This is a genomic window from Olleya sp. R77988, assembly GCF_044594215.1.
In the GTDB taxonomy this organism is placed as follows: domain Bacteria; phylum Bacteroidota; class Bacteroidia; order Flavobacteriales; family Flavobacteriaceae; genus Olleya.
In genome coordinates this window covers 1,979,815-2,002,389 of record NZ_CP138988.1, presented here as the reverse complement: position 1 = coordinate 2,002,389, position 22,575 = coordinate 1,979,815, and the positions used below count along the sequence as shown (strand labels likewise).

The 22,575-nt window shown below is 29.4% G+C and carries 21 protein-coding genes; all 21 read right to left on the bottom strand.

The annotated features are described in order from the left end of the window. Positions 1-4: 4 nt before the first annotated feature. The 21 genes from SJY17_RS09005 to SJY17_RS08905 all read right to left on the bottom strand — a co-directional run bounded on the left by SJY17_RS09005 (position 5) and on the right by SJY17_RS08905 (position 22,571). Positions 5-1,075: a glycosyltransferase gene (locus SJY17_RS09005; protein ID WP_397362236.1), complete on the bottom strand. Its 1,071-nt coding sequence runs from the start codon at positions 1,073-1,075 to the stop codon at positions 5-7. Then, complete coding sequence (locus SJY17_RS09000) at positions 1,076-2,194, bottom strand: glycosyltransferase family 4 protein (protein WP_397362235.1); 1,119 nt, start codon at positions 2,192-2,194, stop codon at positions 1,076-1,078. It abuts the gene before it with no gap. Beyond that, on the bottom strand, positions 2,194-3,192 hold the full coding sequence (locus SJY17_RS08995) for a glycosyltransferase family 2 protein (RefSeq protein WP_397362234.1): 999 nt from the start codon (positions 3,190-3,192) through the stop codon (positions 2,194-2,196). The genes SJY17_RS09000 and SJY17_RS08995 overlap by 1 nt, the downstream gene beginning before the upstream one ends. Next, positions 3,193-4,224, bottom strand: coding sequence for an exostosin family protein (locus SJY17_RS08990; RefSeq protein ID WP_397362233.1), 1,032 nt, complete (start codon positions 4,222-4,224; stop codon positions 3,193-3,195). It abuts the gene before it with no gap. After that, positions 4,217-5,770 (bottom strand): glycosyltransferase family 2 protein, encoded by a 1,554-nt coding sequence (locus tag SJY17_RS08985; RefSeq protein WP_397362232.1) that lies wholly within the window; start codon positions 5,768-5,770, stop codon positions 4,217-4,219. The genes SJY17_RS08990 and SJY17_RS08985 overlap by 8 nt, the downstream gene beginning before the upstream one ends. Next, complete coding sequence (locus tag SJY17_RS08980; RefSeq protein WP_397362231.1) at positions 5,767-6,723, bottom strand: hypothetical protein; 957 nt, start codon at positions 6,721-6,723, stop codon at positions 5,767-5,769. Before SJY17_RS08980 ends, SJY17_RS08985 begins: the two co-directional genes overlap by 4 nt. A gap of 3 nt (positions 6,724-6,726) precedes the next feature. Further along, complete coding sequence (locus tag SJY17_RS08975) at positions 6,727-7,881, bottom strand: glycosyltransferase family 4 protein (protein ID WP_397362230.1); 1,155 nt, start codon at positions 7,879-7,881, stop codon at positions 6,727-6,729. Positions 7,882-7,886: 5 nt separating this feature from the next. After that, complete coding sequence (locus tag SJY17_RS08970) at positions 7,887-8,570, bottom strand: FkbM family methyltransferase (RefSeq protein ID WP_397362229.1); 684 nt, start codon at positions 8,568-8,570, stop codon at positions 7,887-7,889. Between the two features lie 35 nt (positions 8,571-8,605). Further along, the gene (locus tag SJY17_RS08965; RefSeq protein ID WP_397362228.1) at positions 8,606-9,403 is read right to left on the bottom strand and encodes a sulfotransferase; all 798 of its coding nucleotides are present in this window, start codon (positions 9,401-9,403) and stop codon (positions 8,606-8,608) included. Then, complete coding sequence (locus SJY17_RS08960) at positions 9,400-10,794, bottom strand: UDP-glycosyltransferase (RefSeq protein ID WP_397362227.1); 1,395 nt, start codon at positions 10,792-10,794, stop codon at positions 9,400-9,402. Before SJY17_RS08960 ends, SJY17_RS08965 begins: the two co-directional genes overlap by 4 nt. 15 nt (positions 10,795-10,809) lie before the next feature. Continuing rightward, on the bottom strand, positions 10,810-11,685 hold the full coding sequence (locus tag SJY17_RS08955; protein WP_397362226.1) for an N-acetylneuraminate synthase family protein: 876 nt from the start codon (positions 11,683-11,685) through the stop codon (positions 10,810-10,812). A gap of 8 nt (positions 11,686-11,693) precedes the next feature. Beyond that, positions 11,694-12,848, bottom strand: coding sequence for a cytidylyltransferase domain-containing protein (locus SJY17_RS08950; RefSeq protein WP_397362225.1), 1,155 nt, complete (start codon positions 12,846-12,848; stop codon positions 11,694-11,696). 98 nt (positions 12,849-12,946) lie between these two features. After that, the gene (locus tag SJY17_RS08945; protein ID WP_397362224.1) at positions 12,947-13,993 is read right to left on the bottom strand and encodes a GDP-L-fucose synthase family protein; all 1,047 of its coding nucleotides are present in this window, start codon (positions 13,991-13,993) and stop codon (positions 12,947-12,949) included. A gap of 2 nt (positions 13,994-13,995) precedes the next feature. Further along, entirely contained in the window at positions 13,996-15,054 is a 1,059-nt protein-coding gene (gmd, locus tag SJY17_RS08940) for a GDP-mannose 4,6-dehydratase (RefSeq protein ID WP_397362223.1), read from the bottom strand. Positions 15,055-15,067: 13 nt separating this feature from the next. Further along, positions 15,068-15,970, bottom strand: a complete 903-nt coding sequence (locus tag SJY17_RS08935; protein WP_397362222.1) for a hypothetical protein — start codon at positions 15,968-15,970, stop codon at positions 15,068-15,070. Between the two features lies 1 nt (position 15,971). Beyond that, positions 15,972-17,411 (bottom strand): MBOAT family O-acyltransferase, encoded by a 1,440-nt coding sequence (locus tag SJY17_RS08930; RefSeq protein WP_397362221.1) that lies wholly within the window; start codon positions 17,409-17,411, stop codon positions 15,972-15,974. Then, positions 17,412-18,296: a glycosyltransferase family 2 protein gene (locus SJY17_RS08925; protein ID WP_397362220.1), complete on the bottom strand. Its 885-nt coding sequence runs from the start codon at positions 18,294-18,296 to the stop codon at positions 17,412-17,414. Further along, entirely contained in the window at positions 18,297-19,448 is a 1,152-nt protein-coding gene (locus SJY17_RS08920) for a glycosyltransferase (RefSeq protein WP_397362219.1), read from the bottom strand. Next, positions 19,448-20,395 carry a glycosyltransferase family 2 protein gene (locus SJY17_RS08915; RefSeq protein ID WP_397362218.1) on the bottom strand — a complete coding sequence of 316 codons (948 nt, stop codon included), beginning with the start codon at positions 20,393-20,395 and terminating at the stop codon, positions 19,448-19,450. The genes SJY17_RS08920 and SJY17_RS08915 overlap by 1 nt, the downstream gene beginning before the upstream one ends. Next, complete coding sequence (locus tag SJY17_RS08910; protein ID WP_397362217.1) at positions 20,395-21,348, bottom strand: glycosyltransferase family 2 protein; 954 nt, start codon at positions 21,346-21,348, stop codon at positions 20,395-20,397. Before SJY17_RS08910 ends, SJY17_RS08915 begins: the two co-directional genes overlap by 1 nt. Next, positions 21,345-22,571, bottom strand: coding sequence for a glycosyltransferase (locus SJY17_RS08905; protein WP_397362216.1), 1,227 nt, complete (start codon positions 22,569-22,571; stop codon positions 21,345-21,347). Before SJY17_RS08905 ends, SJY17_RS08910 begins: the two co-directional genes overlap by 4 nt. Positions 22,572-22,575 lie beyond the last annotated feature (4 nt).

Genomic DNA, 22,575 nt, shown 5'->3' with positions numbered 1-22,575 from the left:
ACAGTTAAACAGTTTTGTAAATAGTTGTTATTATGTTTATTATTGAATTTTTTGAAAATTGATTGGTTACTTTCTCTTTAAAATTTTCAGCTAATACTTTAGTTTTTTCTGGTTTGTCAATATAATCTAAGATTGCCATTTTTAAAGTATTACTATTTTCAGATGCTATTAATTGTCCTTCATCTTCATTTGATATTACTAAATTACAATCTCCAACATTTGTTGCTATTGTAGGTAAACCTACTAATCCATATTCTAACAAAGCCAAAGGTAAGCCTTCCGACTTGGAGGACAAAACACCTATTGTACATTGTTCTAAAATAGCTGACGTGTCTGGACAACTACCATATAAAAAGACGTTTTGCTCTAATTTATTCTCTTTTATAAAATTAAATATTGTGTTAGAATAATCATCTTTAAAATCTTGCCCAACTAAGTGTAATGTCCAATCTTTATGCACACAACTAACTTCTTTAAAAGCATTTAGTAAATTTAAATGATCTTTTTGTGGTCTTAAATTAGCTAAACAAACAATACGTTTTCCAACATCTCCTTTTAGCTTAGTAATAGAAGTTGTATCGTTTTTTACTGCAAAATTTGGCAAATAACTTACCGATTTTACTTTTAACTCATCCTTTGCCCAAATCTCTAATTTAGTATTAACACTAAAAATATGATTGAAAAATTTTGAACAAAATTTTAAAATTCTTTTTGGTCTTTGCTTTAAAAACTCGCTTTTCCCGTAATGATCATGCCAAACTAACTTTATTCTTGGTTTTAAAACTTTGATAATAGTTGCTAAAAAATAAGAGGTTGAATGTGCATGAATTATGGTAATTTGATTCTGTTTTACAAAACGAAATAGTTGTTTGATTGCTTTTATATCTATTTTTTTCTTTTTGTTTAAAAACAAATAACCAACCTCTTTGTTTATACTAGATATTAATAATCCTTCAGCTCTAGTCGCACATAAAAAAGAACCCTCAACATCAGACACTAAAGCATTTGCAAAATTAACTGCAACACGCTCTGCTCCTCCAGCTTCTAAACTATCTATAAGTTGCAATACTCTCATTTAAGCTACAATTAGTTTTTTTATTTCTTCTTCAAAAACATCCAAAGTATAATTTTGAGACCAATTTGATGCTAGTTTTGACATCGCTTTCAAATCCGTTTTTAATTTTAAATGAGCTTCAATTTTTGACACTGCATCTTTAACAGTTGGCTCTATTAAAATACCACGTTTACCATAATCTAACATATCCGGAACGCAGGATATTGACGTTGCAACAGGGATTACTCCAAAAAACATTGCTTCTGCAAGTGCTTTTGGCCAACCTTCGGACTTAGACGCTAATATGGTAAAGTGTGCGTTTTTTAAGGCTATTTTAACTGTTTGACTGGTTTGATTTCCGTGTAAACGTACAATATTACTTAAATTATTATCTTCTGTGTATTGCTTTAACTTCGGTTTTAAAATGCCATCACCATAAAGGTCTAAAGTTACCGATAACCCTTTATTTTTTAAAGCCTCAACAATTTGAATGGCTAATAAAGGTCGTTTACCTGCAACCAAACTACCAACAAAAACAAAATTTAAATTTTTTGAATATACTCTAGGTTTTACAACTAATCTATCTTCATTTTTAAACGTTGCTGTAAAAAAGGGTTTTATATTTTTGGTTTGATTTTGCCAATCTCCATAAACAATAGCTGTCATGTTTTTAGTCCAAGACGTATTGGATAATAACTTTTTTTGAATACGATAACTTAATGGTTGCTTTGCATTTGGGTCCCAATTTCCAGCGTATTTAGCAGTTTTTACTTTATTAGGAAAAAGCACCTGAACTAAACAACCTAGCAGTCCAATATTACCTGGACATCTTAAATGAATATGATCTGCACGTCTGCAAGCTTGATATAATCTTAAAATTATTAATGGTAATGCAATTAAAGACTTTAAACCACTACTTATATTTGTTAATGCAATTGAAGGTATTTTGGTTAATGTAATATTGTTGTGTTGATAGGCAATATCTATTTCTGAAATGGACTCCTCCGTTTTTGGAGCAACAATCTCCACTTCATCCACATGTTTTAACCACAAATTCATTTCGCGCACATAAGGTGCATAGGCAAACCATTGTCCATTTTTAGGTTTATGAAAAACATGTGTGATGATTAAAAAACGCATTATTGAATTTTGGGTTTGTTAAATATAAGCGAAATCCAGCCAACCTTACGTCCAACTGTTTCTGTTAATGCTTTTAATTTTTCTTTAGAGGTAATAATGTTAGTTGCTCTAATGGTCATTAATAATAGTGCAGTAGCATGAAATTTTAGTCTTGCTTTAAAACTTGGGTTTGGATATTTAACACGCCAGACATACCAACTATTTCTAACCACCATTTTACCGTAACTATATTGATTTGGTCTTCCAGAACCATCATGGTAATGTGCTAATCTAGCATTTGTATTGATAAATAACTGTCCAATTTTTGCCAACCTTAAAGAAAAATCTGCATCTTCATATAAACCATACCCTTCAAAATAAGTAGAAAACGATAATTGCTTAAACACCTCTTTTCTGTAACTAGAAACGCCTCCCATTATTTGTTCTACTTCATAAATTTTGCCAGAAGGTGGTAAAAAGCTAACCGATCGTCCATGTGCAAATGTTGGTAAAAAAGCTGGATCTGTATCTGGTTGTAAACCAAATTTGCGTCTAATTTTAAACCTGGATGATTCATTACGCATCCAATTATCAAAATAAAATTTTGATGGATTGTTTGAGTTATCTGAAGTTTCCCATTGCACTTCATTTGTTATAAAACCTCCAACAGCTAATGCATTTGGGTGTTTTACATAAGTTGATATTAATTGCTCAAAATAATCGATTTCTAAAATCACATCATCATCCAAAAAGCAAATAACATCTATGCTGTCCTCCACTTTTTCTATCCCGAAATTGCGTTGTTTAGTTAAGCCTCTATTATTATTATCTACTTTAAAATAACTAAGATTTTTAAACACCTTTTTATTTAAAGCCTCTTCTGTTTTAGTATTTGTAGAACCATCAATAATTAAAATCTCATTAGGATATAACGTCTGCAATGCAACAGACTCTAAAAGCGTAATAATCGCTTTTGGTCGCATATAAGTGCAGATGACTAATGAAAAAGAGAGATTCATTTATTGTAATTTAGTTTTAAATTGTTTTTCTATTTCTAAAAAGTAAGGTTCACGTCTTAAACTATTTAACCATAAGGCTCTATTACAAAGTTGTAGATTTTCAAATTGAGTAGCTGTTAAACTATCATGAAATTTTAAAACCTGATCTGCAATAGACACTTTACTATTTTGGTCTATAATTAAACAATGCTTAGACCAATTTATCTTGTCTTGTAAAGGTAAACGACAGTCAGTATTTATTAATATTGGAATACGTCCAACTGCTAAAGCCTCGTAAAAACGGACTGAAAAATTACCAACACCTCTAATACAAAAGGTGTACGCTGTATTAAAAATATTATCATAGAACTGTTTCGAGCTTTCTTTTTGTGTTACCACAGATTGAGAACCTGCTCTATATTTAGTACGTAAAATAAATTGTGTGTTAAAAGCCTCGTTTAAAGCTAAAGCATTTAAATAATTAGCACGTTTAATACTAGACGGATAAAACGATTGCCTGTCAGCAAGCAACTTATTAAGCTTTCGTTTTACTTGGTATTTTAAATGGTTAGTATATTCTTTTATATATTTTAAAACACCAAATTGCGCATGTCCTACAAAGCCAATACTTGGTTGCTCTTCTTTTTTTATTGCTGAAAATCCTTGCGCAAGAAACGCATCATAAGGATCGTTTATAAATGAAGGCATTACAAACGTGTTTTCATCTAACTTACTGTCAAAACCACCTAATCTAAAGGTATAACTATTGGCTATATAATTGGTAAAACCATAATCTCCTGCTGTATACATCCAAATTGGTTTTTGATGTTGTTTTGCTAGGTTAAGTAATCTATTAAAGTCTGTTTTATGCTTAAAAAAAACAGCGTAATCTACTGGAAACACGACAATATCTGCAGTTTCTATTGTAGTCACAATAGTATACTTAGAAAGTAGTGTTTTGTTTTGCTTAAACACCAAATCAAACAACAACGGAAAGACTTGACGTCGATACGTTTCTGTTAAAAAATTGCTGTTTGTGTATAGTTTAAGCATTTGTATTGTCTCTTAATTTAGCACTCCAAAATTGACTCCGTTCCCATTGTTTTTTATACTGCTTAATATAAGCAATTGGGTTTTTAATTTTATTGTGTTTAAAACTACGTAAACCTAATAATAATTTATATCCTAATAGTTGTTGATCTGTAAAATACGTTTGATTTAACAACATGATTGTTGGAGACGGTTTTGGCATAACTACATCATCTGCCCACAACTGTTTTACTTTGGTACGATATCCACCAATTGGTGCTTTTAAATGTGTGATTTTTAGATTTGGAATAAAAACAACATCTGTCCCTTTGCTTCTTAATTGCATTCCAAATTCCGAGTCTTCTCCAAAACCAAACTCATAAGCCATATTAAATTTTAATCCTTTTAAAGCTTCAGATTTAACCATACTAGAACCTGATCCAAAAACTGTTGTTTGATGTAATTTAAAATAGGTTTGATGCTGTTTAGGTTGTAAGCATAAATAATTTAATGCAGTGATTGCTTTTGAGTCTATTTCTTTAAAAGAATTTTCAAAAAAATCAGTTTCAAATCTTATATCATCATCTGCAAGAAAAGTCCATTCGCTTTCTATTTGTGCTAATGCTACATTACGAGCATTACAAACACCAGATTGATGTGTAAAGGTGTGCTTGATGTTAAATGGCCAATCGTTAGTACTTAAATAGTTTAACTCTGAAACTGAATTTTCTAAAGGGTTTTGCTCTACAATAATGACATTATTAGGTAAGTGTGTTTGTTTTGCTAAGTCTTTTAGTACATCAAACAAATATTGTTTTCTTGCTATTGTTGGTATTACAACATCAATTGTCTTACTTATAGCAACCTTTTTTGAAGATTTAATCTTAATAGATTCTAAATTAAAATTAGTTGGTAATTGTCTATAAAACAGGCTTTTTAAAAGCGGAAATACCACCAGTTTTTTTTCATAAATTAAATAACATAAACTTAAAAAGAATACCCAAACCCATTTATAATGTTGCTTAACAAACTTAAATAAGGTATAAGTTGAGCCTTCACTAGTTTCTATTTTAAGTTTAGAATGTGGTTTTAATAATTTTGGTTCTGAATAACAAAACAAACCTTCAACCATTGCTCTTTTTGCTAATGAATTTAAAAAATAATCAAAACTGTTTGAAACCTTAAGACTATCCTTTAAATTATTAATAACCGAAGCATGTACACCTCCTACTTGACTGTTCATTAACCACGTTGGATAGGTTACGCTTTTATTCATTTTTAAAAAATAAGAACGCTCTATATAACCTATCTGCTTAGGCAAATAGGTTTTTTCTACCAAATTATAACTTGCTAGTATCCTTTTATGATGAAAAACAGTCGAAAAACTGTCCACATTTAAATGGTCTATAAGATTTTGATGACACCAAATAATTAATTCATCTGAAAAAACTTGAGCTACAAGCTTCATGCTTTTAGAGATAGAATCTTCAATAGCAATAGTCGTTAATGGTTGCATATTAGCATCCAATAGTTTGACTGTCTTATTATTATGATGTACGATTATTATCATGATTCTAATCGTATAAATTTAGTATTTCCTATAATTGCAGCATATTTTGAAAAACTACTATTATACATTGGTTTTATGTTTAAAAAGTAAACTTTTTGACTTTTAGAAATCATAAAAAAGTCTATTAATGTTTTTAAATGACCTTCAATATTAGAATTGCCTTCAAAATTATCCATATGAAACGGATTACCTTTAACGGTTTTAATTATTGAGTGTTGTTTTATGTAATCTATAAAATTAACACTGTCCGAAAACACATAGGCTGGTAGATTATTTTCTGCTTTTACCTTTTCTATACAATTTAATAATTGTTTTAAAAGCATTGTTTTTTCTTCTTCTGAAAGTACTTTTGTAGTCGTATCTACAAAATCTCCCATCAAGCTTGTAAATCTAGAATGAAAGGCTATATATGGTGCCAATTCTATCTGGTTTAATTTAGTTTCTAACAGATTACTTTTTTTAAATAATGTATTAAAGGACGTTCTCCATTTGCTTTCTAATTGTAAAGTACTCAAATTAGGAAACATTGTTTTTGCATAGTCAATATTAGCATAAACATAAAAGGTTTGTGCTTTGGACTGTTTAATTATTTGCAACGGATTGGTATTAAAATTATTAACCAAATACAAGAATTTACTCTTGGTTGGATGCCATTTTAATTGATCTCTATTAATTTGCCAATCGACTTGATTAGGTTCTAAAACCATGGTCAAATCAAAAGGGTTATCAAAAAGCACTTTAAAATCATAACCCAATTCTTGAGCAACTTGATAAAAAGAGACTATACCTTTTAAACGATCTACCAAACCACCATGCGGAAATAATCCATCAAAACAAACCACTATTAGCTTTTGCTTAGGTTGTTTTAAAGTAAAATACTTAGCATAATTAAACACCAGTTTAATTAGCTTTAATTGCTTTGATACCGCTTTTTTCACCTGTTTTCCTATCATAAACTAAGCGTTTTGGTTTATTATAGATAAATAATATGCTTTATTTAAATCTGCAATACCATCTATATCAAAAGTAGTTTCTACTTTTTTACGTGCTTGTTTACCAAGTTGTAAACATAAGGTTTTGTCTTTTAGTAAAGCAACTATTTTTGCTGCATAAACATCTATATCTGTAGGATGGACTAAATATCCATTTATACCATCATCAATCAACTCTTTTGCCCAACCTATACTAGTGTTAACTACAGGTTTTTGAAGACTCATAGACTCTATTGTAACCATCCCTTGGGTTTCTGCAAAACTAGGAAACACACAAACCTGTGCTTTTTTAATTTGTTCCTGCACTTCTGCATATGGTATTTTACCCAAATATTGTGTTTGTAGTTTTGCTGCATCAGATAATAAATCCTGCATTAATTGATAGGTAGAAGTTGCACCTGTTTTAATGTCTTTAGAGTCACTTCCTATTAACACCAATTGTGCTTCAGATTGTTCTAATACTACTTTATTAAATATTTGAGCCAATTCTAAAACTCCTTTTTTTCTTATTAGTGTTCCGATATATAAAACTGTGTTTTTATTATAAGTCTCAGGTGAATCATTCTGGAATACACTTGTTTCTATACCATTATGGATAGTTTTAATTTTTGTTCTTTTTAAACCAAAAATTTTGGCAGTCTCTTCTCCAGCAAAAGTTGTTGGAGCAATATACCCTTTGGCTTTTAGTAAAGCTGATTTTTCAAAAACAAAGTTTTTAAATTTTTGTTTACGATTATCTAACTTACAGAAATAAGCATCACTACCATGAAGCCTAATAACTAAAGGCAATTTTAAACGCATAAAAGCAGTAATACCTGTCCAATCTGCAGCTTCAAGCAAATCAATATTTTCTGTTTTAACAATTGTATTAATATAATTTTGGATATGCTTTCTATAAAAATACCAAGTCAGAAATTTATAATTTTTTCTTTTAATTAAATGAATAGTTACACCTTGGTCTTTTATTATAGTGTTTTCATTTTGCTGATACACAAAGACTGTAACTGTTACGTTTTTTTTGGTTAATGCAATCGCTAAGTTTTTTATACTAGTCGCTATTCCTGCAGCATGTGCTACTTTAGGATGTGGATACTCTGATGTTAGGAAAGCGATGTGCATATTTATTAATTTACTTTTCTCTCCAAAGTTATCTCAATGCACTTTGGTCTATTTTCTCCATCAAAACCTCCAGAAGGATTAATACCCAAGTATACTAAATCAAATTGTGATTGACATGAATTTATAAATTCATGAACCGTTTTATTGTGCTTATGCAAATCATGAAATTCAAAAACTAGTGCAGAAAAACGATTTAGATTTGAAGTGATTTCATCTAAAAAGTCATATTCTCCTCCTTCAATATCAAACTTTAATAAAATAGTATCATTTGGTTTTAGTCTGTCTTTTGCTAATTCTAAAATCTTCTGAGGCTTATTTAACCATAATTTTAAATGTTTACATCGAGCTTGTCTAATTAAAAAATTAAAAATTAAAGCATTAAACAAATATCTTATTTTATCAGGTTTTTTAAAAAAAAAACGTGCTAATCCTTTTAAAATCAGTTTTGGTCCAGATACTGTTGGATCTACCATTATAATCTGTAAGGTATCGTTAAATCTAAACAAGTCATATTCAAATTCTAAATTTGAAGAAATTCCACCACTAAATAACAAGCTAGAATTAGCTATAGTTTCAGGTTTTAAAAAATACCCTCCATCTTCTATACTACCATATCTCAATAAAGATTGATCCTCAATTAAAAAATCGTCTTTTATCTTTTGATAATAATTATCAGTAGCATCTTTCATTTATTCAATTTTAATATTCTAATAAGTTAGACTTATTAGTAACCTAATTTGTTTTTTAAATCTTTAGCAGCTAACTCAATTGCCTTTCTTATAAAAAAAGGATGCTTTTTTCTACCAATTGGATTAAAAGTTGTTGTTTTTTCTTTAGAATCCCAAATATGTTTAGCTCCTGTTTCTTCAAAAAAAGACGAATTAAAAACTTTTATACTATTTAACTCTTCTTTAATTTGCTGTATACTTTTTGGTGTATTAAACTTTTGTTTTAATGCTTCTAAAACGGTTTCATTTTGTGTCACTAAATCTTCATATCTAATAATATAAAATTTACTCAAATCAGGCATAACCTCTATAATTTGATTACTGATCTTTCTAAAATAATAATAAGGGAACACTCCAATAGCTTTTCCCATTTTTTTTACTTTATTTTTAAATCCTTTTTTATTAAGATTCATCGCTTTAAAAGCAGAACTAAAACTATCTACTGGATTTCTTAGAATTAAGACATGGATATCGTCAGGGAAAACCTCTGGTAAGTATTTAACACCACTAAATGAAGTGTTTTTAATCATTACATAATCACTATCAGAATGTTTTATAATATTAGATCTTAGATCATTAATGATAATAGAATCAAAAAAATCTCTATCAGATTTATGATAAATAGTTTTTGCTACTTCAAAATATTTTTTTAAAAAATCAGATAATCTAGTCTCACTTCTAGAATGTGCTAAAACTTGATGATTTGTAAATACTTTTAAAGCATCAGAAGCAAAGTTATGTCCTGTCCTTGGACCATAAGAATTTGAAAATATTATGGTTTGTTTTTTACTCATTTTAAAATAGAATTTATAGCATCCCAAATAGTTTCAGACGCTTTAGTTGGTGTTTTACCAACTATAATCTCATACCATTTTTTACCGTCTTCAACATTTGATAATTGTCCATCTAATATTTGTTTTACCAAACCTTCTAAATCTTTTTTATCTGTACAAAATACTGCAGCATTATCACTTGGCATACTTCTAAAATGGACGTACTTATAATTCTGTCCAATATCTCTAATGCCTTTTTTAAGTTGTGGTTGCTCGTAATTATAATAAATACAAGCTTTATCATGTGCAACAAAATCAAACACTGTTGATGAACACACATTGGTAACAAATGCACTATGCTCGCACACGTTATACAACATTTTAAAGTCTTCTTTTGCTGGCAATACTTGATTCCATTGATCTCCAATGGGTTTCCAAATTGGGTCTAAAACTTCAATTATATCTTTATTAGCTTCAATAACAGCGTCATATCTTGGCGTAAAATCTACAGGGCATTTTCTGTAAATAACACCTAAATTTTCTCCTTTTGCATTTAAACTTCGTACTGCATTTGCTAAATCTTCCAAATAATATTGATCTAATGGTGACGTGGTTTCGTCATCTCCAGAATAGCAAATATATTTTTTATTAACGTCTAAATTATATTGCTTAAAAAAGTCTGCTCTGTTTTGTTTTAAACTATCGTTATAATGTGGTTCAAACTGTGGAGTACCTGTAACAAACACTTGATGGTCTTTTACAAATGGATAATATTGCAACACTTCGCGCTTCATATGGTCACTCCACACACAATAATAATCAGTTTCTACCACTTGCATAGCTTTTGGTACATTATCCCAAGAGTATACAAATGCAACTGTTGGAATCCCTAAATCTTTAGCAGCCAATAATGCACTAATAGATTGGGTTGCACGTTGTGTTGTACAAAAAATTAAATCTGGTTTATGCTGTTCTAATTGTGCTTTACAGTAGGCGTACTTAGGATTTATACGCTCTAAATCATTAATTTTTTTTCGAATTTTTTCAACTCCCTTTTCTGAAGAGTACAAACCTATTAATGCTTTTGTATAGACGCTTTTAAATATGTTTTTTAACCCTTTATAGTTAAACGGAAATTTATAAGTTGGATACACCTCATCTTTAAACTTGTCTCTAGACACGTTTAATTCTGCTCTTTTTCTGGCACGAGAATATAATGGTGTTAAAGGATGTATTTGATGATTTTCAATTTTAACTTCATCAAAACCTAGGTTGTCTTTTAAGGAAAACACTGTATTGTTCCAATAAGTAATATCAAAACCTTTTTGTTCTCCAATGGTTTTAAAATCGGTAAAAGCAAAGTTGCGTAGGCCAACTCCATCAGGAAAAAAAACGAATACTTTTTTACTCATTTTAATAAAAATAAATTACCCTTTTTGGTTTTTTAGCTTATCACGCTGTACTTGTTCTATTGGTAAAATATCTTGACTTTTAAAAGCCAAAGCTTTATGTACAGCACTTAAATCCCTTGAGAGTTTACGTAATCCCATTGGCTCTAAAGAAGCTGCATGGTCTGTACCTTTCCAGGTACGATCTAAGGTATAATGCCTTTCTATAACATTAGCTCCTAAAGTATAAGCTGCAACATCTACTGCTATACCTAAATGGTGACCAGAAAACCCAATATGCTTAACATCGTTTCCGTATTTTTCAATCAATAAATTAATGTCTAATAAACAAACATCTTGAAAAGGTACAGGGTAACCAGATGTACAATTGTACAATACTAAATCTTTATTTCTGTTATGTTTTTTGAATAATGACACCAAATCTTCAATTTCATCCTTGGTAGTCATACCTGTTGAGATATGGATTTCTCCTTTATAATTGTCACATAACCATTCTAACATCTTTACATTATTATTACATGCTGATGGTATTTTGATAAACTTAGGGTTAAGTGATGCAATCTCTTTTGCAGACGTTACATCCCAAACAGAGGTTGAATAATCTATATCAATGGATTCGCAAAAATCTTTTAACTCTTGGTGTTGTGTAACATCAAACTCTAAATACTCGCGATGTGCACCATAAGTATCTCCATAAGAGTTTATAGGATTTGGATGTGGACTATTGTATTGCTCTTCCGTCAATAACTCTTTATTATGACGTTTTTGAAACTTGACAGCATCAACATTACAAAATATTTTAGCTACTTTAATTAGCTCTTTTGCAATCTCCATATCGCCTTTATGGTTACAACCAATCTCGGCAATTGTATAAGGTTTTTTGAAAGTATTCATAGGTTATACTAAAATCTTTTATTATAGTTTTTGACGAATTGACAAGCTTCTCTTATCGCTCCATTTGCAGAATTTTTAGACAATACAACATCTGCATTAGTCTTAATTTCTGTCATTGCATTATTTGGTGCTAATGACCAACCAACACTAACAATATTTGCTAAATCGTTAACATCATCTCCAACATATGCGACATTACTTAGTTTAATATTATTATCCTTTACTATTTTATTTAGCAAAGTAAATTTATCTTTTACACCTAAATAGACTTGCTCTATTTGAAGTTTTTGCATGCGTTTTGCTACTAATTCAGAATTTTCAGAAGTCATAATAACAACCTCTACATCAAATTGTCTTAAGATTTCTAATCCCATTCCATCACGCATATCAAAACGTTTGGTATGCTCTCCATCTTTAGTATAAGTGATGCTTCCATCTGTAAACACACCATCTACATCTAAAACTAAATGTGTAATTTTGTTAGATGCTTTGGCTTGTTTTTGACGCTGGATTAATAATTTTTCTACAACAATCCAATCTGCTTCGCTATCAATTTCATGCAAACTTTCTTCTGGCATTTTTACAATACCAATAGTATCTCCTAATCTGTTATTTTTATTTTGAAGCACTTCTTTTTTACAAGTATACACTGCTCCATTTTCTATTAACAACCCATCAAAATCTTGACGTCTAGGTCTATTAAATGGGTCATAGTTTATTGCTGTACCATCTTCTTTCCATAAAAAACGATGTGTGTTTACAACAGTTAATACGGAATCCTTTCCGTTATCAAGCTCATTTAAACAGGCATTAATATCTGTTGCTTTTGTAAAAGGTGATGTGGCTTGCAATAAGCAAAATACATCAAAGTTATAATTGATTTTTTCTGCAAATTCCAGCATAGCACTTTCTGTAGAAGCAGTGTCTGTTGCACTTTGATCGCTTCTAAGTAAGGCTTTTATTTTTGTAGTATAATGGTATTCTTTATTAATAAAATCGATGATAGCCTGATCGTCAGTATATACATATACCTCATCTAAATTAGATTGAAATGCTTCACCTAAAACCCAAGTAAACAATGGTCTTCCAACCATTTTACGTTTGTTTTTACCAGGAATACCTTTTGAGCCTTTACGTAAAGGAATAAAACCGATTTTTTTCATTTAAACTGTAAGATTCGAATTCTTAATTAATCGCTAAAATACACTTTTTTTCGGATGAAAGTGTGAAAAATCAGGATAAAAGGTGATTTAATTAAAATTTATTCATTATTTAAATACCAATCATAAAGTCTTTGAATTCCAGTTTTTAATTGAATAGTATGTTTCCAGCCTAATGTATTAATTTTAGTACAATCTGTAAGTTTCTTCAATGTTCCGTCTGGTTTGGATGTATTAAAAGTAAATTGACCATTATATCCAACAGTCTCTTTAATTAAAATAGCAAGGTCTTTTATAGAGATATCTGTACCTGTTCCAATGTTTAAATGTGTGTTTCTAATCTGTTTAGCTTCTTTAGAGCAGTCTTTAAAATTGACATTTTCCATAACAAAGACACACGCTTCTGCCATATCTTCAGACCATAAAAACTCTCTCATTGGTTGACCACTTCCCCAAATTTCGACACTAGATTTAGTTATTCCATAGTTATTTAAAACAGATATAGCAGCTTCTAACGTTTCTACTTTTAAATCCTTTTTAAGTGCTTCAATATTATTATCTTGAAATTGCTTAGCTAAATGAATTTTCCTAATTAAAGCTGGTAATACATGTGATTTTTCTAAATCAAAATTATCATTAGGACCATACAAATTAGTAGGCATTACAGATAAAAAATTAGTATTGTATTGTATATTATAACTCTCGCAAAGCTTGATTCCTGCTATTTTAGCAATAGCATAAGGCTCATTAGTATACTCTAATGGTCCTGTTAGCAAATAGTCCTCTTTTATTGGTTGTGGACAATCTTTTGGGTAAATACAAGTACTCCCTAAAAACAATAGTTTTTTAACTTGATGCGCTTGACTTAAATGAATAACATGATTCTGGATCATTAAGTTTTCATAAATAAAAGTCCCACGTCTAACATTGTTGTCTAAAATACCACCAACTTTAGCAGCAGCTAAATAGACATATTCAGGCTTTTCTGCCTTAAAAAAAGCATCAACCTTATTATAATCCATTAAATCTAACTCTTTTCTATTTTTGGTTACAATATTTGAATACCCTTTATTTTTTAGGGTTTTTAAAATTGCGCTACCAACTAACCCATTATGTCCAGCAACAAATACTTTAGCGTTAAGACTCATCTTTATTTTTGATTTTCGATTAGTTTTAAATCGTGTTGCATCATAATGCTTACCAACTCACTAAACGAAGTCTTATTAGGGTTCCAACCCAAATTAGTTTTAGCCTTAGTTGGGTCTCCTAAAAGTGTTTCGACTTCTGCTAAACGATAATAATTAGGGTCTATTTCTATTAAAACTTTACCAGTTTTTGCACAAACGCCTTTTTCAGCTTCAGTTTTACCTTCCCATTTAATGGTTATATTGGCTTCTTTAAATGCCAACTCGCAAAACTCTCTAACAGTATGTTGCTCTCCTGTTCCAATAACATAATCTTCTGGCACATCTTGTTGTAGCATTAACCACATACACTCTACATAGTCTTTTGCATAACCCCAATCTCGTTTAGCATCTAGGTTTCCTAAATATAATTTATCTTGGATTTTATGTGCAATTCTAGCTGCTGCTAATGTTATTTTTCTGGTTACAAAAGTTTCACCTCTTCTTTCTGATTCATGATTAAACAAAATACCATTTACCGCATACATGTTGTATGATTCACGGTAATTTTTAGTTATCCAAAAAGCATACAATTTTGCAACTCCATAAGGAGAACGAGGATAAAAAGGGGTTGTTTCTGTCTGTGGTATTTCTTGAACTTTACCATACAACTCTGATGTAGATGCTTGATAAATTCTAGTTTTATCTGTTAAACCACAAATCCTGATTGCTTCTAGAAGTTTTAAAGTTCCGACTCCATCCGTTTCTGCAGTGTACTCTGGTAAATCAAAAGAGACTTTAACATGTGATTGTGCTGCAAGATTATAAATTTCGTCTGGTTGGATTTCTTGTACTAATCTAATTAAATTAGAACCATCTGTCATATCTCCATAATGCAGTTTTATTTTTTGCTTTTTATGGATGTCTCTTAAAACGGTATCAATATATAAATGCTCAATACGTTCTGTATTAAAAGTAGAACTACGCCTTATAATACCATGTACCATATAACCTTTATCTAATAACAACTCTGCTAAGTATGAGCCATCTTGTCCATTTATTCCAGTTATTAAGGCTACTTTCATTGATTTTATTTTATTATTTATTCTGATTTATAAAAGTACTGATTTCTGATGTAAAAATCTCTGCTCCATTTTGAAGTAAATGTGCATAGTCATAAAAATACTTTTCATTTTTATACACAGAGTTTAAAGAATCGTAAATAATTAGTTTTTCTTTTTTGTTTACTAACTTTTTAAACCTATTAAAAAAAGAGAGGTTAAATGGTCTAAAATCTGGAGAAAACACATAAATTAATTCTATATTATTTTCTGAACATAAATTTTGAATATTTCTAAACGCATTTAGTTTTGATTCTTTCTCTTCTTTTGAATTATATTCTGCTAATTTAATTTTATACACTAAATCAATATTATTCTTTTTAATTAAAGGCATAGTTCCAAAAGAATCCAGAGGGTTCATACTTGGCGCTTTATTGGTCTTAAATCTAAAATGACTAGAATTTAATCTTGATAAATAGAAAAAATTGGACAAAGGATTATTTGCTTTTTCTTTGATTAATTTAGAATTAATATAATTGTATTTAGTTAATGGCTGTAATGCATCAACTCTAAATCTAACACTATTATCACTTTTTAAATATGTTGGGTTATCGATAGTTAAAATAACTTTTTTTGGAGTTTTATTGAACTCTATAAGGGTTTCTAAAATAAACTGATGAAAGCTTACATTAGAGCCTTGATAAGATAAATTATAAGACGACAACCCTGTTTCTTTTTCTATTTGACCTGCTAATATATTTCCTGCTCCTCTTGAAGATCCTAATACAATTAAATCTTTATTTACTTTTCCATTTAACAATGCTTCTAATCGTTTATCATATTGTCTTTCTGGAGCAGAATCTAATAATAGCCAAGCTGGTTTTTCAAGAATAAAAAACAATGCACTAAAAACTAATATTTTTAATAAAAAGCTTTTCATTCTAAAACTGAAAATATATAAACTCTTGCTGTTTTTCTGTACTAAACACAAATATCAAAGCTACTATAAGCATATAAAATGCCCATCTTATTGCTTTAGGTTTTTTTAACAACATGACTTCTATTGCAAACTGTTGTCGTCTACCAATCCACTCTAAAACAATAAAAACAAAAATTAAAACAATTAGGTTTGTTGGTCTAATAGTAGGTAATGTTAAAAGACTAGAATTAAAAATACCTTTTAAATATAACCATGCATGTGTGATATTTTCTGCTCTAAAAAAGACCCAAGCCAAAACTGTTAACCCAAAGGTTACTCCCATTTGCATGATCTCTTTTATAGATGGTAAATTACTATCCTGAGCGACTATGTTTAAGTTGTTTCTATTACGTTTTGCTAGTAAAAGTGGTAAAAAGTATAATGCGTTTAAAAACCCCCAAACTATAAATGTCCAATTGGCTCCATGCCAAAACCCACTAACCAGAAAAATAATAAATGTATTACGTACTTTCATCCAAGCACCTCCTCTACTTCCTCCTAACGGAATGTACAAATAATCCCTAAACCATGTGGATAAAGAGATGTGCCAACGTCTCCAAAACTCTGCAATATCACGAGAGAAATATGGGAATGCAAAATTCTGTTTTAAATCAAATCCAAATAATCTTGAAGTCCCAATTGCTATGTCTGAATACCCAGAAAAATCTCCATAAATTTGAAACGTAAAAAACAATGCTCCTAATAACAATGTACTTCCAGAATGCTCTGCAGAACTATTAAATATCTGATTAGCATAGTCTGCACAATTATCTGCAATGACTACTTTTTTGAAAAATCCCCAAAGTATTTGTCTACATCCATCTACAGCTTTACTGTAATGAAATTGTCTGTTTTTATAAAACTGAGGCAACAAATTTGTGGCACGCTCTATAGGTCCTGCTACTAGTTGAGGAAAGAAACTTACAAATGCTAAAAACGACACAATATCTTCTGTTGGCTCTAACTTACGCTTATAAACGTCTATTGTATAACTTAGGGTTTGGAACGTATAAAAACTAATCCCAACTGGTAAAATAATATCTAGAGTATTGGGTTGTATTTTACTTCCAAAAAATGAAAATGCTTCGACAAAATTATCTACAAAGAAGTTATAGTATTTAAAAAATCCTAAAAACCCAAGGTTAACTATAATACTTAACCATAATAATAGCTTACGTTTAGATTGCTGTTCTTCTTTTTTAAGTAGTATACCAATGGTATAATCTACAATAGAACTAAATACAATTAAAGTTAAAAAACGCCAATCCCACCAACCATAAAACACATAACTTGCTATTACTAGCAAAGCATTTTGAAGCTTCAAATCCTTATTAGTTACAAACCAATATAGTATGAATACTATTGGTAAAAAAACAGCAAAATCTAGAGAGTTAAATAGCATTTAAGTAGAAAAATTTAAGGATTTTAAGTTTAGTTTTTTAGTAATTGTTTTTTGACTTACAGGTTGTCTGTGTTTTAATATTTGTGGTAATTTAAATAGGGTCGAAAAAAACACCAATATAAAAGATTTAAAATACGTCCAATCTGTTAAAGCATACTTATTAAAATTATGCCATAATGTTTTGGCTATTTTTTTTAAAGGTTTAGGATAATATACCAAATAATAACGAATGGTATTTTTTAATTGTCTTTCAAATCTATAATAATTACGACCTTGTTGTTTTCTTTTTTCTACATCAATACGATGATTGACTTTAATATCTGGTTGGTATAAAATAGAATATTTTAAATCTAATACTTCTAACGATACTGCAGACTCTTCTCCATAAATATCCATCCAAACCGGAAAACCATTAGTTGCATCATACACATTTTTTTTAACAGCAAATCCACAACCAACAAACTCACTTGTGTAGTGTTTATCTAATTGTTTAGAGTATTTTAAAGCGTCTTGATCTGATGGAAACAAGCCTCTTACTTCCTGAAAAGCAATAATGCCTAATTTAGGATCTGTACTAAAAATATCTTCTACACTTTTAATAAAATTTGGACTTATAGGATGCGCATCATCGTCCAATCCAATAAAAATATCACCTTTTGCTTTTTTATATAGTGCATGCCTTGCAGGAGATGCGCTAACACTTTTTTTTGACACTGTCCATTTTACCCAATCATAATCTTTTACAATGGTTTCGGTTTTGGAACAACCATCAACAAAGACTAAAACTTCATGAATAGACAAATCTACAATAGCCTTTAACTTCTTAAAAGTTAAAACCAAATCTTCAGGTCTGTTTTTTGTTACTATTAAAAATGAAATTTTCATCTATAAATTTTTGGTATAAATAGTTTTATATAATGCTTCTATTTTAGTTTGCAAGGTAGTACGATTATAATGTTCTTTCATAAAATTGACATTAAAATCTTGTGCTTGTTGTCTTAAACTTTCATTTTGTAAAGCATTTGTTATATGCAAAGCTATTTCTTTTTGGTCTAAAGGGTTACTAATTAAAAATCCGTTTTTATTATGTCCAATAACTTCTTCTGTAACTTGTCCTGGATTTGATTGAATAGGAAAACTACCCATCGACATGGCTTCTAACAACGCATTTGGCATTCCATCTGAAATACTATTGGCTATATGAATACAACTTTTACCCATTAAAGTTAATAAATCTTTATTTTGAATAAATTGTTGTCTAGGATGCACTGTTATTTGCAAATTGGATAACACTTTAGATTGTTTAACCTGTTGTATAATTGCTTTATCTGCACTATAGACTACAATTTTTTTATCTTTTAAACTCTTTGCAGAAACTAACGTTAAAGCCTCTAATACTTTTGAAGCTTTCCCTACTCCATCCTCATATCCTTTTATTAAAATTATAGTTCTGTTAGCTACTGTTTTAATTTTAGAATTATCTATTGTTAATCCTCCATTACCAGGAAACACACCTGAAAATTGATTTTTAAATCCATTTTTAGTAGCTAATTGATAATCGCGTTTACAATCTGTAATTAAATAGTTTGCGCGTTTATAGAAGTTTTGTAATTGCTCTGTTGAGACACCTAATTGCTTAAAATAAAACACATCACTTCCCCAAGATGAATAGATTAAAGGAATAGTGTTTTGTTCCATTATTGGCAAAATAGGTAATCCAGATAATTGCATCTCAAAACAATGCACAATATCTGGTTGAATACTATCTAATGCTTTTTTAAAAGCAATAGATACGTCTTTTTCATTAACTTTTTGAATAGACTTATATAGTTTAGGAAACTTCTTTTTAATGGTGCTTCTAAGTGGAAAATCCCACTTTAACTTCCACCCTTTTATTTGTGTTACCCATTTTATTTTTGGAGATTTTGATCCACCATCAGTCACGTCAAACCAATAAACATCATGTCCAGTTTCTTTCAACTGATTAACCCATTGAAAAAAATGGTGGTTTGGTATGGCGACCATTAAAATCTTCATTATAGTTTAAATAAGGGTTTAAATTTTGTGTCTCCTTTTTTTAAGACTTTAAAAATAGTATAGAAAAAACGAATGCGAGACATTTTTTGTTTTAACGTTGTATTATAAGGTAATTTTTCTGTTTTAATAAAATCTAAGCAGTCTTGTGCTGCTTTAAAATTGCGTTCTGCAATTGATTTTCTAAAAAAGCCTAACGTCATTTTTAGAATAGCTAATTTTATATTATCAGAACTTGATAAGCGCAATACTGTTTTTTTAGCCTCAAAATAAGATGCTAAACCATAGTCTACATTTTTATAAAAACTATTGGTAGAAGAGCTTGCTCCAATACGATAAAAAATTAGTGGTTTATTAATAATAGCACAAGTTTTATTTTTAAAAAGTACACGTGCATACAACTCATGATCTTCTAAAATATGTAAATCTTCTTTTATTGGCAAATAAGGCTTTAGACTAGTAGCTTTCCAAAGTGGAGCAACCATCATCATTGGAAAAATACCTGAAGCAAAATCTTCAAACAAATTACTAGTTTGCTTTATTTTTGATTGCTTAACAGTATTAAACAAACTATCATCAAAATCTCCTTTAAAGTCTTGTAATTGACAGATTACAAAATCATTATCTTTTATTGCTTCTCTTTTTTGTTGTAGATGTTCTGGATGCATTACATCGTCACTATCAAAAAACTGAATATAATCACCTTTTATTTTTGTAATAGCATAATTACGACAACTACTTGGTCCTTTTTTTAAATTTGAAGGTCGTATAAATAACTGATAACGATCATCAGTTTTTATTAATGATTTAGTAACCTTAACAGTATTATCTGTACTACCATCATCCACAATAATACACTCCCAATTGGTATTGGTTTGCGCAGTGATAGACTGAAGGGTTTCTTCAATTAAATGTGCTCGATTGTATATTGGGATTATAATGGATATCATTATCTAAATACTATAGTTTTATAAATGTAAAATAAGGATTTCCAAGCGTCTATATAACCTAATTGTGGATTAGAATAAACAAATTGGATTTTAGAATGGTACTTAAAAAAGTCTTTAACTCTTTTTATAAAACTAGTTTCAAAACGCAAACCTGCGTAAAATGCCCATAATGTTTTTTTAGCAATTGTTTTATTGAAATTTGCATCTACATCAATACAACCATACTTAGCCAATTGCAAACATTGATAGCGATAATAAAACACATCATACAATTTTTGTTTAGTCAAATTAGCTTTTGCGCTAATTTGGCTATCATGTCCATCTCCACTTCTAATAGTTGCTAAAACAGTATCTAAAATTTCAACTTTTAGTGTTTTGATGGCTAACATACGTATATGAAACTCGTTATCTTGATAACGCATTATTGAGGTGTCAAAAAGTGGTTTTCCTTCAAGAAAAGATTTTTTCCACATAAAACCACAAGTTTGTATCTCTATAGTTTCCATTGCGTAATTATAGAATAAGTTTTTATCATTTTGATAATTAAACTTACTATCTCTAAACTGGGTTAATTGATAATTTGCATAGTTATTACGATGGATAACTGCATCTGTATTATCTTTAAATGCTGCTACTTTTTTTTCTAAAAAAGTAGGTTTCATAATATCATCACTATCAAACCAATTAATATATCGTCCTTTAGCTAAAGTATACCCATAATTACGACAACTATTTGCTCCTTTTATTAAATTAATTGGTCGTTTTACAAACTTAAATCGGCTGTCTTTTTTGGAGTATTCATCAATTGTTAATTCTGTTTGATCTGTACTTCCATCGTCAATAATAAGGCATTCCCAATTAGTATAGCTTTGTGCTACAATAGAATCTAGGGTCATTTTTATAATAGACTCTCGATTAAAAACTGGGATAATTATGGAGATTAAACTATTCAATTTTGATTATATAAGGCTATAAATTTTTCTGATGTTTTATCAATATTAAAATTTTTATTTACAAATTCTGGTGCAGCATTACTTAATTTGCTATACAATATATCATCTTCTATTAATTTAACAATAGCATTTGCATAAGCATTAGTATCTTTTTCTTTTACCAATAATCCAGTTTCATTGTTTACAAAAGTATATTTAACTCCACCAGAATCAAAAGCAACAACTGGTAAACCAGAAGCTTGTGCTTCAACTGTTACAATACCTTGAGTTTCGCATCGATTATCAGAATCTTTTACTGACGACATTAAAAACAGGTGCGCTTTTTTAAAATATTCTTTAATTTCTTCTTGAGATTTTTTACCAACCAAAACTACATTTTTAGTTATATTCAACTCCTTAATTAATTTTAATAGTTCATTTTTTTGATTTCCTACACCTATAATTTTATAGTTAATATTAAATCCATTATTTATCAATTCTTTAACAGCATGAATAGCATAATGGTGTCCTTTTAATTCTATTAATCTACCTATTGAAAGTAAATTTATTATATTGTTTTTATCAATTTTTCTAACAACATTATTTTTAAACAAACTAGTATTAATACCCATAGGTATAACTTCAATTTTATCGTTATTACATTTTAACTGAAGTAAAATATTCTTTAAATATGAAGTGTTCACAGTAATTTTTTCTGATTGCAAAAACAAGTCTTGATATTGCTTACTCAAATTATTTTGTTCTTTTGAGTTTTTTAAATTAGCATCATAACCATGAAATGTAACAATAAGTTTAGCGTTAATAACACCTATTTTTTTCATTAAAGCGACATCTAAACCATAATGCCCAAAATGGACATGAAACACATCAATATTTTTTATAGTCAAAAAATATTTGATTTTAAAAGGTAGGGTTAAGAATAGTCTAACACCATTTTTAAGACCAGCTTTTTTAAGGTATTTAAAATACTTAAAACTTAATTGAAATCCTTGTAGCAATCTCTGAATTTTACTTTTAGGAATTTTAAAATCTATTTGATTTGTTAAATCCAAAAGTTTGTATTGCGTTAATAAATTAGCTTGTGATGCATCTTGACAGGATTGCTTACTATATGTATAAATTGCTACATCTAAACCATTGTTAATTGCTGACACAACTTGATTAACAACAAAAGTTTGCGATACTACAGGAAACTGACCAACAATAAAACAAACTTTTTTCATACTA